Source organism: Streptomyces sp. NPDC051064 (assembly GCF_044455985.1).
GTDB lineage: Bacteria > Actinomycetota > Actinomycetes > Streptomycetales > Streptomycetaceae > Streptomyces.
This window is the reverse complement of record NZ_JBITFK010000010.1, coordinates 130089-144603: the sequence shown is the minus strand read 5'-3', so window position 1 is coordinate 144603 and position 14515 is coordinate 130089. Positions and strand designations below refer to the sequence as shown.

Below are 14515 nucleotides of genomic sequence, written 5' to 3'. Positions count from 1 at the left end.
CCGGCATCTACCGCAGTTCCGCGCGAAGAGGACAGCTCTCGGCAGCTCCCGCACGCTCCCCGCACCCCGGTGCGAGGCGTCCCGGGACACGGCCACCAGGCGGCAGAAAGGCATGGACCGTGGCGTCCACGGTCTCCGACCGCCCCGGTTACGGGCAGTTGCTGCGCACCCCGGGTGCGTGGACCTTCCTCCTCCCGGGCTTCGCGGCCCGGCAGCCCTTCGCCATGCTGACCATCGGGATCGTGCTCCTGGTTCAGCACACCACCGGCTCGTACGGCAGTGCGGGCGCCGTGGCCGCCGTCTCCGGCGTCTCCATGGCGCTGGTCGCGCCGCAGAGCGGCAGGCTCGCCGACCGGTTCGGTCAGCAGGCCGTGCTCCTGCCCGGCGTCCTCATGCACGCCGTCTCCGTCGGCGGCCTCACGGCACTCGCCCTGGCGGACGCGCCGCTGTGGGCGCTGTTCCTGGCGGCGGTGCCCACCGGGGCGTCCATCCCGCAGATCGGGCCGATGGTGCGGGCGCGCTGGGCGGCCCGGCTCGGTGCCGCCCCGGGGCGTCCGGCCTCCCCGCTGATGACCACGGCCGCCGCCTTCGAGTCCGTGACGGACGAGTTCACCTTCGTCGTCGGGCCCGTGCTCGCGACCGCGCTGTGCACCGGCGTGCACCCTGCGGCCGGACTGATCGCGGAGGCGGCGCTGACACTGCTGGGCGGCATCCTGTTCGCCGCCCAGCGCTCCACCCAGCCCGCTCCCCGGGGCGCCACCACGGCGGACGGACCGCACCGCTCGGCGCTCTCCGTGCCCGGAGTGCGCGTCCTCGCGATCACCTTCCTGGGCATCGGCGCCGTGTTCGGCGGTATGCAGGTCTCCCTGACGGCGTTCTCCGAGGAGATCGGCCGGCCGGGCGTGAACGGGCTGCTGTACGGGATCTTCGCGGCCGGCAACATGCTGGCAGGTATCGCCTGCGGGGCCATCGCCTGGAAGAGCAGCCCGCGCCGCCGGCTGATCGTCGGCTACGTGGCCCTGACGCTGACCGCTTCCGGTCTCTGGGCCGTGCACTCCGTACCGCTGCTGGCGGGGCTCGGACTGCTGGTCGGACTGTGCATCGCACCCGCACTGATCAGCGGCTACACCCTGGTCGAAGCCCTGGTGCCCGCGTCCGCCAGGACCGAGGCCTTCACCTGGCTGACGGGCGCCGTGGCGCTGGGTCAGGCGGCGGCCGTCACGGTGGCCGGACAGCTCGCGGACGCCCATGGCGCGAGCACGGGTTTCGTGGTCCCACTGGCCGGCACGGCGCTGGCCCTGGCGACCCTGCTGGCCCTGCGTTCACGGCTGATGCCGAGGGCCGGAGGACGGACGGTGGCACGTGGGATCGGTCACCGCGAGCCGGTCACGGTGGACTGATCGCTCGGAATAGGTCAGTATGGAGCGTCGTTAGCACTCATTGAGTGAGAGTGCCAGGAGGAGCAAGTGCCGACCTATCAGTACCAGTGCACCGAATGCGGCGAGGGCCTCGAAGCGGTGCAGAAGTTCACCGATGATGCCCTGACCGTGTGCCCGAACTGCGAGGGACGCCTCAAGAAGGTGTTCTCGGCCGTCGGCATCGTCTTCAAGGGATCCGGTTTCTACCGGAACGACAGCCGCGGCTCCTCGTCGAGCAGCACGCCGGCCACGTCGTCGTCCGCGAAGACATCCGATTCTTCTGCCGGGTCGGCCTCCGGGTCCTCCTCGGCGAAGTCGGACGCGAAGCCGGCCGCCTCGGCCGCGTCCTCGACCTCCTCCTCGGCTTCTTCCTCGTCGAGCGGTACGTCGGCCGCCTGAGGCACCCGCACACCACATGTTCCACCCCGGACCCCGCTGATCGACTCGGCGGGGTCCCGGTCGTGCGCGCCCGGTTAGTGTGACCGCATGGTGAACGCAGAGACGGCTACAGCGGAAATCGGTGTCATCGGCGGATCGGGCTTCTACTCCTTCCTGGAGGACGTCACCGAGATCCAGGTGGACACCCCGTACGGAGCGCCGAGCGACTCCCTCTTCCTGGGTGAACTCGCGGGCCGCCGGGTGGCCTTCCTCCCGCGACACGGCCGCGGCCACCACCTCCCGCCGCACCGGATCAACTACCGCGCCAACCTCTGGGCCCTGCGTTCCGTCGGCGTACGCCAGGTGCTCGGCCCGTGCGCGGTCGGCGGTCTGCGTCCGGAGTACGGCCCCGGCACCCTGCTCGTACCGGACCAGATGGTCGACCGTACGAAGGCCCGCACGCAGACGTATTACGACGGTGAGCCCCTGGCTGACGGCACCGAGCCGAACGTGGTGCACCTCGGCTTCGCCGACCCGTATTGCCCCCAGGGCCGCAAGGCGGCCCTGGCCGCGGCCCGCGGTCGGGACTGGGAGCCGGTGGACGGCGGAACCCTGGTCGTGGTCGAGGGCCCGCGTTTCTCGACCCGCGCCGAGTCGCGCTGGCACGCCGCGATGGGCTGGTCGGTCGTCGGGATGACGGGACATCCGGAGGCGGTGCTCGCCCGTGAACTGAACCTCTGCTACACGACGCTGACGCTGGTGACGGACCTCGACGCGGGGGCCGAGGCCGGTGAGGGTGTCAACCACGCCGAGGTGCTCGAGGTGTTCGCGGCCAATGTGGACCGGCTGCGGTCGGTGCTCTTCGACGCGGTGGCCGCTCTGCCCGCGAACGAGGGCCGTGACTGCGTGTGCGCGCACGCGCTGGACGGGATCGATACGGGGATCGAGCTGCCGTAGCCCGGCACGTCACGGGCGCCCAGCTCGCGCTCTGCCCGCTTCCTGCCCCGTACGGGTGGCCGGGTTATCCACATCGTGAGGGCTGTCCACAGGGCCGGGCGGGATTTCCGCGGAGGGTGGATCGTGAGGGGGTCCGGCGGGGCCTCCCGCGGGACTCCCCTCACGGCAGGTGGTGTTGGCCATGTTCCCGTCGGTGCCCGATACACGTCCCGCGCCTCCCGCACCGTGCGGGGTCCCGTCCTTCGGGCCCCTGCGCGTGCGGGGCGGCGGCGGGCGGCGTCTCCGGCGGGCGCTGCGGGGGCAGCGCCGGGCGCTGGCCGCGGGCTTCGCGCTGGCCTCGGCCGTGCTCGCCGCCTCAGGGCTGGGCGGGGAGAGAGGGGCGGCTGCCGTCGGCGGGGACGCACCGCCGGGGCCCGACCGGCCGGCCGTACGTCTGGTGTCCGCTCCGGTGCGGATCGCCGACGCGGCGACGGTGGGGCTGCTGCGGCGGGGCGACCGCGTCGACGTGATCGCCGCGGCCGACGGGGAGCCCCGGGCCAGAGTGGTGGCACGGGACGTGCGCGTGGCGGAGGTCCCGCACGGTGCGGGCGACGCGGAGGCGCCTTTCCCTGCGGCCGACGGCGGGGCGGGCGTGGGACATGGCGCCCTGGTGGTCCTGTCCGTGGAGCGGGAGACCGCGGCGGCTCTGGCGGGCGCCGGTGCGTCGGGGCGGCTCGCGGTGGCGGTGTCCCATGCCGAATAGAACTGGTACCGCGTCAACTCACCCGTGCGACGTACCCGATTGGACAGTGTGGTCTTCTGCCGCCTTATGTGGCGGGGCGGTTCGCTCCCTCTACGGCACGCACAGAGGAAGGCTCACCTGTGAGCGAGAAGAAGGTCGGCCTTCTGGAGGGCTTCAAGGCCTTTCTGACGCGCGGCAATGTGATCGACCTCGCGGTCGCCGTCGTCATCGGTGCCGCCTTCACGAACGTGGTGAACGCGGTCGTGAAGGGAATCATCAATCCGGTGGTCGGTGCGTTCGGCACCCAGGACCTGGAGAAGTACACATCCTGCCTCCAGGGGCCCTGCGCGGGGCCAGGCCTGAGGGCGTCTCCGCACGGCCGGCCCCCTGCCCGGCAGGCCGCCTCAGATGTGGTGGGGCGGCTTCTCGTCGAGGAAGCGGGCGAGGTCGGCCGCGCCGCCGCCGGCCGGAGCCCGCTCACCCCACCCCTGGTCCGTGTCGTCCGCGGACTGCCGGTCCAGCGGATCGTCGAAGACCAGAGCCGACGGCTTGGGCCCGGACTCCTGCGGGGGCCGCTGCTGGGGCTGCGGCGGCTTCGACTCTCGCGGTCCGGGGGCGGGGGCGGTACTCATGCCTCCAGGATACGGCCGGGCTCAGCGATCCTTGGGATCGAGCAGCCACAGTCCCAGCACGACGAGGAACGACAGGCACAGAAAGCCGGCGCCCCACCAGGCCGTGCCCGTGTCGCCCTCCATCCACACGTTGACGACCTCCGTCAGAGCCCACAGCTGGCCGATGACGACGCTCATCGCCAGCACCAGCCGGGCCGTCAGCTTCGCGGAGCGCTCGGGTTCCTGCTCGGAGCCCGCTCCCGGCCCCGGACCGGTGTGGCGGACCCGGGGGTCGGCATAGCCACTGGTGGGCCGGATCTGGGGGTAGCGCTCATGGAGGGGGCGGTTCAGCTCGGCCCGCTCGCTGCCGGGGTGGTAGTCGGGATACCGCGTGCCGGCGGGGCTGGGGGCCCGCGGCGGCTCGATCGGGTCCAGGGGTTCGGTCATGACTGTCTCCCCGTGGGGGCGGCGTCGGACGGAGCCGGCGCGGGTGGCGCCTCCGCCCCGCCTCCGGTGCCGGGGCAGCCGATCCGTGCGGCGAGGTCGGGGCGGTCCTCGCCGAGCTGGCGGCACAGCCCTGCTTCGGCGCTCTCCCCGGAGCGGGTGGTCCCGACGGCCCAGATACTGCCGTCCTCCAGCTCGGTCAGCACCACCTTGGGCAGCCCGCGGGGCGGCGGGCCGGCCGTGACCTCACCGGTGCGGGCGTCGAAGACTCCCTCGTGGCAGGGGCAGTAGAGCTCGCCGTCCGTGCCCCGGTCCTTGCGCCAGAGCACGCCGCAGGCCAGATGGGTGCAGACGGCGGAGTAGCCGACGAGGGTGCCGTCGTCCATCCGCACGGCGACCGCCCGGTCCTCGTCGCCGGGGTAGCGGAAGGCGAGGGACTCGCCGGGCGGCAGCTGCGCGGCGATCCTCTTCGGGGACGGTGCCTTCCCGTCCTCCGTCTCGCCGTGCCGGTGGAGGATGCCGCCCGCCACGGCCAGACCGCCCACGGCGAGGCCGCCGGACACGGTGGCGACGATCCGGAGGTAGTCGCGGCGGGTGGTCAGCGAGTCGGCGGCGATCCGGTCGTGCAGGGCTTCGCGGGGGTCGCTCCCAGAGCCGTGGTCGGGGCCCGGCTGCTGCTGTTCGGTGACGCTCATCGGCGGACGTCCTTCCCGTTGATCTCGACGACGGGGAGTCCGCCGGGTACCGGCCACTGGACCCGCTCCGCGGGCACGACCATGGCCACGCCGGTGCGGACCTCGCTCTCGCCGAAGACGAACGTGTCGGCGACCTGCACACCGGGGCGCTCCGCCTGGAGTTCCTCGACGGTGCCGTAATAGAGGGCACCGGTGGGGCAGACGGTGGCGCACATGGGGGCGAGTCCGTAGGCGGTGCGGTCGTAGCAGAGGTTGCACTTCATCTGCAGCTTCGCCTGGAGGTCGATCTTCGGGACACCGAAGGGGCAGGCGTTGACGCAGTTGGCGCAGCCGATGCAGCGGGTGGTGTCGGCCTGCTGCACGACGCCGTCCGCGGTGACCAGGATCGCGTCGGCCGGGCAGACCTCGGCGCAGGGGGCCACCGGGTCCTCGCAGTGCATGCAGACCGTGGGGAGGGAGGCGACGGATGAACCCTCGTCGGTGTAGTCGAGGTGGATCATCGACTTGCCTCGGTGCGAGTCGCATTCCCGGCAGGCGGAGACACAGGCCTGGCAGCCGATGCAGCGCCCCGGGTCGATGAACATCGTTCTGCCCATCATCCGGGCATCAGCTCCTTTCCGAGGTGCCGCGGCCCTGCGGGGCCGTGGGCGGCAGCGGGTCGGTGCGGGAGACCTGGGTCTCGGGATAGGCGACATGGCCGGGTGCGACGGGGGGCGCGGGGACCTCGTCGATCGCCTCGGCGTGCTCGATGCGGCAGGCGCAGACCTTGTACTCGGGGATCTTGGAGCGGGGGTCGAGGGCGTCGATGGTCAGGGCGTTGGCAGCCGTGGGGACGGGCCAGTGGTAGGGGATGAACACCGTGTCGGGACGGATCGCCTCGGTGACCAGCGCGGGGAAGACCTCGCTGCCGCGCCGGGTGACGACGCGGACGGGTTCGCCGTTGTGGAATCCGTGGGAGGGGTGCACCTCGGCCCAGGGCCGCGGGGTCTGCTCCACGAGGGCCCCCAGCCGACGGGTCTGGTTGCCGGAGAGGTAGTGGGCGACGGTGCGCCCGGTCGTCAGCGTCATCGGGTGCTCGGCGTCGTACGGGTCCGCCGGCGGGTGCCACTCGACGACCTGCATGTGGATCTTGCCGTCGGCGTGGTAGGTCGTGCCGTCCTCGAACAGCCGGGGGGTGCCGGGGTGGTCGGTGGACGGGCAGGGCCAGGAGATTCCGCCCGTCTCCTCGAGCCGTTCGTAGGTGATTCCGGAGTAGTCGATGATCGTGCCCGCGGAGGCCCTGCGCAGTTCGTCGAAGACCTCGCGGGAGCTGCCGAAGGCGAACTTGTCGCCTTCTCCGAGGCGGCGGGCGATCTCGCACATCACCCAGGTGTCGGTCCGCACGCCGGACGGCGGTTCCTGCGCCTTGTTGTGCTTGACGACGCGTGCCTCCGCGTTGGCCATCACCCCTTCGTCCTCGGCCCAGATGGTGACGGGGAAGACGACGTGCGCGTTGGCGGCGGTCTCGGAGAGGAAGAAGTCGAACTGGGCGTGGAATTCGGTGGTGTCGTACCCCTCCTTGACCACGGCGTAGTTGGGGAGCGACACGAAGGGGTTGTTGCAGATGCCGATGAGACCGCGGATCTCCTGGCGCTGCATCTGCCAGACCATTTCCATCATCGAGGTTCCGGCGGCCGGGAGTTCGGACTCCTCGATGCCCCAGACCTCGCAGATCTGCCGACGGTGCTCCTCGTTGAGGATCGAGCGGCCGCCGGGAAGGAGGTCGGCCTTCTGACCGTGTTCCCGGCCGCCCTGGCCGTTCCCCTGCCCGGTGAGGGTGCCGTATCCGGCGCCGGGCTTGCCGATGTGGCCGGTGGCGGTGCAGAGGTTGATCACGCTGAGACAGTTCTCGACGCCCTGCGTGTGATGTTCGATGCCCCGGGCGTGGAAGGCCATGGCCTTGGGCGCGCGGGCGAAGGCACGGGCGACCTGGACGACCTGCTCGGCGGGGATCCCGCAGATCTCGGCGGCGCGGGACGGGGGGTACTGGGCGACGTTGGCCTTGACCTCCTCCCAGCCGGTGGCATGGGCCGCGAGGTAGGCCTCGTCGGTGAGCCCCTCCTCGATGACCACGTTCAGGACGGCGTTGAAGAAGGCCGAGTCGGTCCCCGACTTGAGTGCGACATGGATGTCGGCGGTGCGCGCGACCGCCGTCTCACGCGGGTCGACCACGATCAGAGTGGCGCCGCGGTCCCGGGCCCCCCAGACGTACTGGGTCAGCACGGGGAAGCACTCACCGACGTTGGCCCCGGCGAGCAGGAGGCAGTCGGTGAGCAGGATGTCGGAGAAGGGGTTGCCGGCCCGGTCGATGTTGAAGGCGAGCTTGTTGGCACCGGCGGCGCTCACCATGCAGAGCCGGCCGTTGTAGTCGACGTGCTTGGTCTTCAGCGCCACCCGGGCGAATTTGCCGACCAGATACGTCTTCTCGGAGAAGAGGCTGGCCCCGCCGAGGACGCCGAAGGCGTCCCGCCCGTGCTCCTGCTGGATGCGCCTGATCTCGGAGACGGTGAAGTCGAGCGCCTCGTCCCAGGAGACCTCCCGCAGTTCCTCGTCGCGGGAGCGGCGCATGAGAGGTGCGGTGAGCCGGTCCGGGTGGTTGACCTGCTGGTAGGCGTTGATGCCCTTGGGGCAGAGCCGCATGCGGTTGATGTCGTGGTTGCGGGGCTCCACGCCGAAGACCTTGCCGCCGCGGTCCACGCGGAGATACATCCCGCACTGGACACCGCAGAAGCAGCAGTGGGTGGGGACGAGCGTCTCGCCGTTCTGGTCGGCGTGCCACTGGTCGGCCGGGATGCCGCCCGCGTCGCGGAAGCCACGGGTGCCGGGCGGGGCGAGGGAGGGGTCGAGGGGGACGGTCGTGCGGCTGTCGGCTGCGCGTGGGTCCGCGGTCACTTGAAGCCCTTCTTGACCTGGGTGAGATAGGCGTTGCCGCGCAGTACCCGCTTGCAGCGCGGGCAGTATTCGGCCCATGCGTCGAAGCCGAGTTCGAGGTCACGCATGGTGGCGCGCAGATTCTCGACGTACGGGCCGGTGTCGATGGCCTCTCCGCAGCGGCGGCAGGCGAAGACCTCGTCGTCCTGGCGCCCGGTGTACTTGAAGAGCTGCATGCCGACCGCTGCCGGGCGCTGCACGATGTGGAAGAACTTCCCGAACGGGATGTAGATGAGGGTGAAGACCACCGACACCATGTGGAGAATCGCCAGGAACTCGTAGCCTCCGCCGTGCAGGAAGATCGAGGAGAAGGTGAGCAGCAGACCCGTCACGGAGATGATGATCAGAGCGAGCAGCGGCACCATGTCGTAGGCGAACCGCTGACCGGTGATGGCCCCCCGGTCCTTCATACGGCGCCAGAGGAAGTACCCCGCGCCGGGGATGACGAGCACCGCGGCGATGTCCAGGCCGTGGAACATCAGCCAGCCGATGATGTTCAGGGAGTCGAAGCCGAGGACCTTGAGGCCCCAGATGCGCATCTCGTAGCCGGGCCCCGACCCGGTGTCGGAGGTGAAGGTGAACCAGCCCCAGGTCAGCGGGAAGGTGATCAGTGCGGCGAGGATGCAGCCCCAGAAGATCAGCTGGTGGGCTGCCCAGCGTGCGTGGGAGCGGGCGCCGAGGAATTTCTGGAAGCCCAGGTAGGTCGCGATCATCTTCGGCAGGGCGGTGGGCGCCTTGCGGAAGTTCTCGGCCGAGAACAGGCTGCGCCAGCCGTTCTTGAAGAGCCGTCGGGCGCCGGGGGCGGACACCCAGACCGTGTAGCGGTAGGTGACCCCGAAGGCGAGGAAGACGGTGGCGACGGCGTACGGGAGCAGCGCCGAGTCGAAGTCGTGCAGCAGGCGGCTGCCGAACACGATCGCGAGGATCAGCAGGCAGGAGACCACGGCTCCGGCCAGCGCCGCGCGGCCGGAGACGGATCGCGGAAGGTTCCGGGCCGCCCTCGCGGCGACGGAGGGCCCCTTGCCGGGGTGCCGGCCGTCCGTCCCACCGGACGTGGCGGTGCGGACACCGGTCTCGGGCTGCTCGGCTGCGACGGGTTCTGGTGGCTCGGTCACCCGGCCACCGTAGGGCCGCAATGGGCGTTTGGTCCCGTTATATGCCCCGATGGTGTGAGCGCGTCGCCCAGGTGGCCCGAGCCCCGGCTCTTCCCGGATCCCCGCGCGAGCCCATCACCGGTCGCAACGCGGCAGCCGAGGGGGTTACTCGTCGGCGCCGGTTCGTCCGAGGAACCGCCGGGGGCGCCGAGCCTCACCCGGCCGCCGTCGACCCGGTGCAGCCGCGACAGCGCGCGCAGCAGCGTGGACTTCCCGCTGCCGTTCGGGCCCCGCCGCGTAGAGATCCGCGCGGGACGGTGGGTCAGCAGCGACTCCGGCAACGGCGTCATCGCGATCGCCGCGGCTCCTCGAACGCGAACGGCGCGCGAACGGGGGGCGAAGAAGGCCTCGTAAATACCCCCGCTCCCCCGTCCGCCGCCTGTACGTTCGCCCCTGCACGGCGACCCCGCACTCTCGAGGAGCTCTCCATGACCGAGGAACAGCCCGGCCAGGGCCCGCTGGACGCGCTGACGGACGTGGCCGGCATCCGCGTCGGCCACGCCGGGGTGCCGGGCGAGGGCGCGCTGAGCGGGACCACCGTCGTCCTGGCCCCCGAGGGGGGAGCGGTGGCGGCCGTCGACGTACGCGGCGGCGGCCCCGGCACCAGGGAGACGGACGCCCTCGATCCGCGCAACCTGGTGCAGCGGATCGACGCGGTCGTCCTGACCGGCGGCAGCGCGTACGGGCTCGACGCCGCGTCCGGCGTAATGGCCTGGCTCGAGGAGCAGGGGCGCGGCGTCCGGGTCGGCCCGGACCCCTCCCAGGTGGTCCCGGTGGTGCCGGCGGCCTGCCTCTTCGACCTGGGGCGGGGCGGGGAGTGGCGGGCCCGCCCCGACGCGTCGACCGGCCGCGCCGCCGTGGAGGCCGCCGCCGCCTCCGAGCCGGGCACGCGGGTGCCCGAGGGCTCGGTGGGCGCAGGTACGGGAGCGGTGGCCGGGCAGCTCAAAGGGGGTGTCGGCACGGCGAGCGTGCGCCTGCCCTCCGGGGCCACGGTCGCCGCTCTCGCCGTCGTCAACGCGGCGGGCTCCGTCCTGGATCCACGGACCGGGGTGCTGTACGGGGAGTACGGCGCGGGAGAGCCGACCGCGCACCCCGCGCCCGCGGTGCACGAAGCCGCGCGCCGGCGGCTGGCGGAGATCCGGGACGCGCGGGCGGACCGGACGGAGGTGACCGGCGGCGCCTTCAACACCACGATCGCCGTCGTCGCGACCGACGCCGTCCTCACCCGGGCCCAGGCGCAGAAGCTCGCGGGCACGGCGCACGACGGGCTGGCGCGCGCCGTCCGGCCGGTCCATCTGCTCACCGACGGGGACACCGTCTTCGCCCTCTCCACCGGCCGCCTGCCGTTGCCCCAGGAACCCGTCGCCGCGCTCAACGACATCCTGGCGGCGGGGGCGGACGCCCTGGCCCGCGCCATCGTGAAGGCCGTCAGGGCGGCGCGGGGCGCCGACGGCCCCGGAGGCACATTCCCCTCGTACAGCCAGCTCTACGGCACATCCTGAAGCTGCCGGGAACCTCTTGCGCGGTATCCCGAACAGCAGGAACTTTCTGCGTGCGCGGTACGTTTTTTGCGAACCCCGGTCACGATGTCAGACCCAGGGACTACGTTATGCACGCATCGGGTAACACGCGGCGACGGCCTGGAGACAGCACCTTGAGCGATCCGTACGAGACAACCGAGCAGCACCTCGAGCGACTCCTGCGATGCGCCCTCAACTCCTTCGACCTGTCCGACACGACGGTCGACCGGCTCGGGACAGCGCTGGCACACAGCAGTTCCCTGCACTCTTCCCACCACAGTTCCGTACTCCACCGCGAAACCTACCGGCACACGTATCTGCTCTCCGACGGCACCACGCTCACCCTGTGGGAGCTGGTCCACGGCGGCGGCAGGGACATCCCGGCCCCTCGCAGCCACGAGCTGTACGACGACGAGGGCGACGCCCAGCTCGCCGCCGCACGCCTCGCCGGCAGCTTCTGGGACACCCCCGCCCTCGGTGACGACAGCCTGCGGGAGGACCTGGATGCGCTCACCCTGCTCATGAGCGTCCCCCCGGCCCCCCTGCCCCGCATGTACGCCCCGGACAATTCGGCGGACCACGCCCGCCGCGTCCTGCGCCGCGCGGAGAACGGCGACCGGCCGGGCGCCGCGACGGCCGGACTCCTCCGGGCCGCCTTCGCCCACCACATCACGCAGGTCTTCGGCCGCCAGTACCACGTCGACGGACGGGATGCCGGTTTCACGCTCTACGAGCACGCCTTCCTCCTCCTGGACGGCAGCGAGACGAGCCTGTGGGAGGTCGAGCACACGGCCACGCCCGACGGCCGGCACATGTGCGAGGTGTACGACGACGAGCAGAGCGCCCGCATGGCCATGGAGAACCGCACCCGGATCTGTTGACCCGGCCGTCCGGTTCAGCTCGTCAGCACGGGCTCCTTCCGGACCTCGCCGTCCTGCGGCTCTCCGGGGCCCGTGTCCTCGGCGACGCCGCCCTCCAGATGCACCTGGGGCCTGGCAGGCAGGGCGAACATCACGAGGAAGATCACCGCGAGTACCCCGGCCACCCACCACAGCGACTGCTGGAACGCGTCCACGAACGCCGCACCCATCGCTTCCGGCGGCAGCCGGTCACTGATCGAGCCGAAGAAGACGACCGAGACGAGGCCGAGCCCGAGCGCTGTGCCCATCTGCTGCACCGTGTTGATCAGCCCGGATGCCGAGCCGGAGTGCGCCTTCGGCACTCCGGAGAGCACCGCGTCCGTCAGCGGGGCCACGATCAGCCCCATGCCCACGCCCATGACCACCAGCGGGAGCGCCATCTGCCAGGGGCTGATGGCCAGTCCGTAGCGCCCGGCCTCCCAGATGTAGAGCAGCAGCCCGGCGATCATCAGCAGGGCGCCGGCCTGCAGCACCTTGCGGCCGAAGCGGGGCACCAGCTTCTGCACGGAGATCCCCGCCGCGGCCGAGACGGCGACCGAGAACGGGATCCCGGTCGAACCGGCGCGCAGGGCGCTCCAGCCGAGTCCCATCTGCAGGTAGAGCGTCCAGACCAGGAAGAAGATGCCCAGGGCGATCCCGAAGGTCAGCTGCACGGCGGTGCCCGCGGCGAAGCTCTTCACCCGGAACAGCGAGAGTTCGATGAGCGGCGAGCGGTCCCGGTCCGCCTTCCTGCGCTCGAACACGATGAGCGCCGTGAACACCAGGAGGCTGGCGGCCATCGACAGATGGCCCCACAGCGGCCAGCCCAGCTCGCGCCCCCGGGTCAGCGGGTACAGCAGCATGAGGAGGCCGAGCGTCACCAGGGCGACGCCGGTCAGGTCCAGCCGGAGTGCCTTCGGCGCCTTGGACTCGCTGATGAACTTCCGCCCGAGCACCAGTCCGGCGATGCCGACGGGCAGGTTGATCAGGAAGATCGGCCGCCACTCCAGGCCGAAGAAGTTCCACTCGGTGAGCAGGGCGCCCAGCAGCGGCCCGGACACGGCGCCCAGACCCACGATCGCGCCGAACAGCCCGAAGACCTTGCCGCGCTCGTGCGCCGGGAAGGTGGCGTGCACGATCGACAGCACCTGCGGCACCATCAGCGCGGCCATACCGCCCTGCAGGATGCGCGAGGCGACCAGCATCTCCGGGTTCACGGCGAAGCCGCAGAGGGCCGAGGCGATCGTGAAGCCCCCTATGCCGACGAGGAAGAGCCGCTTGCGGCCGTAGACGTCACCGAGCCGGCCGCCCGTGATCAGACCGGCCGCGAAGGCCAGCGCGTAACCGGCGGTGATCCACTGGATCGATGTGAACGAGGCGCCGGTGTCCCGCGTGATGCTCGGGATGGCGATGTTGACGATCGTGACGTCCACCAGGTCCATGAAGGCCGCGGTCATCACGATCGCGAGCGCGAACCAGCGGCGCCTGTCCGCCGGGTCCTGCGGCGTGGCCGGCCCTGTCGACGCCGTGCGGGCGGCTGCCGTGACCGGCAGAGATTCGGATGAAGTCATGAGAGGAAGCTAGAGGTGCAACAGGTCAGAGAGTGACCTAATGGATGGGCATGCTGTACCCATGACCGACACCCCGGCACGACTGCTGAAACTGCTGTCGCTCCTCCAGACACCTCGCGAGTGGCCAGGCAGCGAGCTGGCCGAGCGGCTCGACGTCACCGCGCGCACCATCCGCCGCGACATCGACCGTCTCCGCGACCTCGGCTATCCGGTCGAGGCGTCGCGGGGTTCGGTCGGCGGCTACCGCCTGGTCGCGGGCACCGCCATGCCGCCGCTCCTCCTGGACGACGAGGAGGCGGTGGCCATCGCGGTGGGCCTGCGGGCCGGGGCCGGTCACGCCATCGAAGGCGTCGACGAGGCGTCCGTACGGGCTCTGGCCAAGCTGGAGCAGGTGCTTCCGTCGCGGCTGCGGCACCGGGTCTCCTCCCTGCAGAACGCCACCGTGCCCCTCACCCGCGGCGACGGTTCGACCATCGACCCCCGCACGCTCACGGCGATCGCCTCGGCGGTCACCGGGCGGGAACGGCTGCGCTTCGCGTACCGCTCGGGGGACGGCACCGCGTCCAGGCGGCAGGCCGAGCCGTACCGGCTGGTGAGTACCGGCAGCCGCTGGTACCTCGTCGCGTACGACCTGGACCGCGAGGACTGGCGCACCTTCCGGGTGGACCGGGTGAGCGAGCCCTTCGCCACCGGATCCCGATTCACCCCGCGCGAGCTGCCCACCAGCAGCGGGGACGCGGCGGAGTTCTTCGCCGCGTCGATGTCGCGCACACAGCCCGAGCTGCACCTCGACGTGACCTTCCGGGCCCCGGCGGGCTTCGTGACGGCACGGCTGCCCTCGACGCTCGGCCCGGTGGAGCCGACGGGCGAGCAGAGCTGCCGGCTGCGCACGGCCTCCTCCGACTCGATGGAGTGGGTGGCGCTGCGGCTGGCACTCGTGGAATGCGAGTTCGAGGTGCACGGGCCCCCGCACCTCGTGGAGCACCTCAGCGTCCTGGGTGCCCGCCTGACCCGCGCCGCGTCACCCCGGCCGGCGGCGGGGAGGACGTGAACGCTGCGGGGCGGACATGAATGAGCCCCGGCGCCGGGGGGGGTGGGCGCCGGGACTCAGCTCAGGGGACCGGAAAGGAGACCGGTCGTCGGGCCGGTGCGAACCGGCTTGATGGGGAGATTACGG

14 protein-coding genes and 2 pseudogenes are annotated in these 14515 nt (G+C 71.6%); 8 read left to right on the top strand and 8 right to left on the bottom strand.

Features of this window, described 5'->3' with window-relative positions; all coding sequences use genetic code 11:
- The first annotated feature begins 119 nt into the window (after positions 1-119).
- The 5 genes and pseudogenes from ACIBCU_RS31440 to ACIBCU_RS31420 all read left to right on the top strand — a co-directional run.
- Entirely contained in the window at positions 120-1400 is a 1281-nt protein-coding gene (locus ACIBCU_RS31440; protein ID WP_399235572.1) for an MFS transporter, read from the top strand.
- 66 nt (positions 1401-1466) lie between these two features.
- Positions 1467-1817 carry an FmdB family zinc ribbon protein gene (locus ACIBCU_RS31435; RefSeq protein ID WP_362927888.1) on the top strand — a complete coding sequence of 117 codons (351 nt, stop codon included), beginning with the start codon at positions 1467-1469 and terminating at the stop codon, positions 1815-1817.
- Between the two features lie 87 nt (positions 1818-1904).
- Positions 1905-2753, top strand: a complete 849-nt coding sequence (locus tag ACIBCU_RS31430) for an S-methyl-5'-thioadenosine phosphorylase (protein WP_362927889.1) — start codon at positions 1905-1907, stop codon at positions 2751-2753.
- 181 nt (positions 2754-2934) lie between these two features.
- Complete coding sequence (locus ACIBCU_RS31425; protein ID WP_362927890.1) at positions 2935-3495, top strand: RcpC/CpaB family pilus assembly protein; 561 nt, start codon at positions 2935-2937, stop codon at positions 3493-3495.
- A 119-nt stretch (positions 3496-3614) separates the two neighbouring features.
- Positions 3615-3821, top strand: a pseudogene (locus ACIBCU_RS31420) (MscL family protein); the annotation flags it as partial.
- 57 nt (positions 3822-3878) lie between these two features.
- On the opposite strand, the gene ACIBCU_RS31415 reads toward ACIBCU_RS31420, so the two are convergent.
- From ACIBCU_RS31415 to ACIBCU_RS31385, 7 genes and pseudogenes are all read right to left on the bottom strand, one after another.
- Positions 3879-4106 (bottom strand): hypothetical protein, encoded by a 228-nt coding sequence (locus ACIBCU_RS31415; protein ID WP_356709782.1) that lies wholly within the window; start codon positions 4104-4106, stop codon positions 3879-3881.
- A gap of 21 nt (positions 4107-4127) precedes the next feature.
- Positions 4128-4532 carry a hypothetical protein gene (locus tag ACIBCU_RS31410; protein ID WP_362927891.1) on the bottom strand — a complete coding sequence of 135 codons (405 nt, stop codon included), beginning with the start codon at positions 4530-4532 and terminating at the stop codon, positions 4128-4130.
- Positions 4529-5224, bottom strand: coding sequence for a ubiquinol-cytochrome c reductase iron-sulfur subunit (locus ACIBCU_RS31405; protein ID WP_399235569.1), 696 nt, complete (start codon positions 5222-5224; stop codon positions 4529-4531). Before ACIBCU_RS31405 ends, ACIBCU_RS31410 begins: the two co-directional genes overlap by 4 nt.
- Positions 5221-5823 carry a 4Fe-4S dicluster domain-containing protein gene (locus ACIBCU_RS31400; protein ID WP_104786667.1) on the bottom strand — a complete coding sequence of 201 codons (603 nt, stop codon included), beginning with the start codon at positions 5821-5823 and terminating at the stop codon, positions 5221-5223. The genes ACIBCU_RS31405 and ACIBCU_RS31400 overlap by 4 nt, the downstream gene beginning before the upstream one ends.
- A gap of 7 nt (positions 5824-5830) precedes the next feature.
- Positions 5831-8155, bottom strand: coding sequence for a molybdopterin oxidoreductase family protein (locus ACIBCU_RS31395; protein WP_362927893.1), 2325 nt, complete (start codon positions 8153-8155; stop codon positions 5831-5833).
- Positions 8152-9309 carry an MFS transporter gene (locus ACIBCU_RS31390; RefSeq protein ID WP_399235566.1) on the bottom strand — a complete coding sequence of 386 codons (1158 nt, stop codon included), beginning with the start codon at positions 9307-9309 and terminating at the stop codon, positions 8152-8154. The genes ACIBCU_RS31395 and ACIBCU_RS31390 overlap by 4 nt, the downstream gene beginning before the upstream one ends.
- Before the next feature lie 155 nt (positions 9310-9464).
- Positions 9465-9602 (bottom strand): annotated as a pseudogene (locus tag ACIBCU_RS31385) (ATP-binding cassette domain-containing protein); the annotation flags it as partial.
- Positions 9603-9776: 174 nt separating this feature from the next.
- Here ACIBCU_RS31385 and ACIBCU_RS31380 point away from each other — a divergent pair.
- Entirely contained in the window at positions 9777-10850 is a 1074-nt protein-coding gene (locus tag ACIBCU_RS31380) for a P1 family peptidase (protein WP_399235564.1), read from the top strand.
- Positions 10851-11002: 152 nt separating this feature from the next.
- Complete coding sequence (locus ACIBCU_RS31375) at positions 11003-11749, top strand: DUF6227 family protein (protein ID WP_399235562.1); 747 nt, start codon at positions 11003-11005, stop codon at positions 11747-11749.
- A gap of 14 nt (positions 11750-11763) precedes the next feature.
- On the opposite strand, the gene ACIBCU_RS31370 is transcribed toward ACIBCU_RS31375, so the two are convergent.
- The gene (locus tag ACIBCU_RS31370; RefSeq protein ID WP_399235560.1) at positions 11764-13338 is read right to left on the bottom strand and encodes an MFS transporter; all 1575 of its coding nucleotides are present in this window, start codon (positions 13336-13338) and stop codon (positions 11764-11766) included.
- Between the two features lie 61 nt (positions 13339-13399).
- Here ACIBCU_RS31370 and ACIBCU_RS31365 point away from each other — a divergent pair, with 61 nt between their 5' ends.
- Positions 13400-14389: a helix-turn-helix transcriptional regulator gene (locus ACIBCU_RS31365; protein ID WP_399235558.1), complete on the top strand. Its 990-nt coding sequence runs from the start codon at positions 13400-13402 to the stop codon at positions 14387-14389.
- Positions 14390-14515: the final 126 nt, after the last annotated feature.

What these genes read in the sequence shown, in the direction of transcription:
- ACIBCU_RS31410 (WP_362927891.1), bottom strand. Translation starts at nt 4,532, where the DNA reads ATGACCGAACCCCTGGACCCGATCGAGCCGCCGCGGGCCCCCAGCCCC.
- ACIBCU_RS31415 (WP_356709782.1), bottom strand. Translation starts at nt 4,106, where the DNA reads ATGAGTACCGCCCCCGCCCCCGGACCGCGAGAGTCGAAGCCGCCGCAG.
- ACIBCU_RS31405 (WP_399235569.1), bottom strand. Translation starts at nt 5,224, where the DNA reads ATGAGCGTCACCGAACAGCAGCAGCCGGGCCCCGACCACGGCTCTGGG.
- ACIBCU_RS31430 (WP_362927889.1), top strand. Translation starts at nt 1,905, where the DNA reads ATGGTGAACGCAGAGACGGCTACAGCGGAAATCGGTGTCATCGGCGGA.
- ACIBCU_RS31365 (WP_399235558.1), top strand. Translation starts at nt 13,400, where the DNA reads ATGACCGACACCCCGGCACGACTGCTGAAACTGCTGTCGCTCCTCCAG.
- ACIBCU_RS31370 (WP_399235560.1), bottom strand. Translation starts at nt 13,338, where the DNA reads ATGACTTCATCCGAATCTCTGCCGGTCACGGCAGCCGCCCGCACGGCG.
- ACIBCU_RS31400 (WP_104786667.1), bottom strand. Translation starts at nt 5,823, where the DNA reads ATGATGGGCAGAACGATGTTCATCGACCCGGGGCGCTGCATCGGCTGC.
- ACIBCU_RS31380 (WP_399235564.1), top strand. Translation starts at nt 9,777, where the DNA reads ATGACCGAGGAACAGCCCGGCCAGGGCCCGCTGGACGCGCTGACGGAC.
- ACIBCU_RS31425 (WP_362927890.1), top strand. Translation starts at nt 2,935, where the DNA reads ATGTTCCCGTCGGTGCCCGATACACGTCCCGCGCCTCCCGCACCGTGC.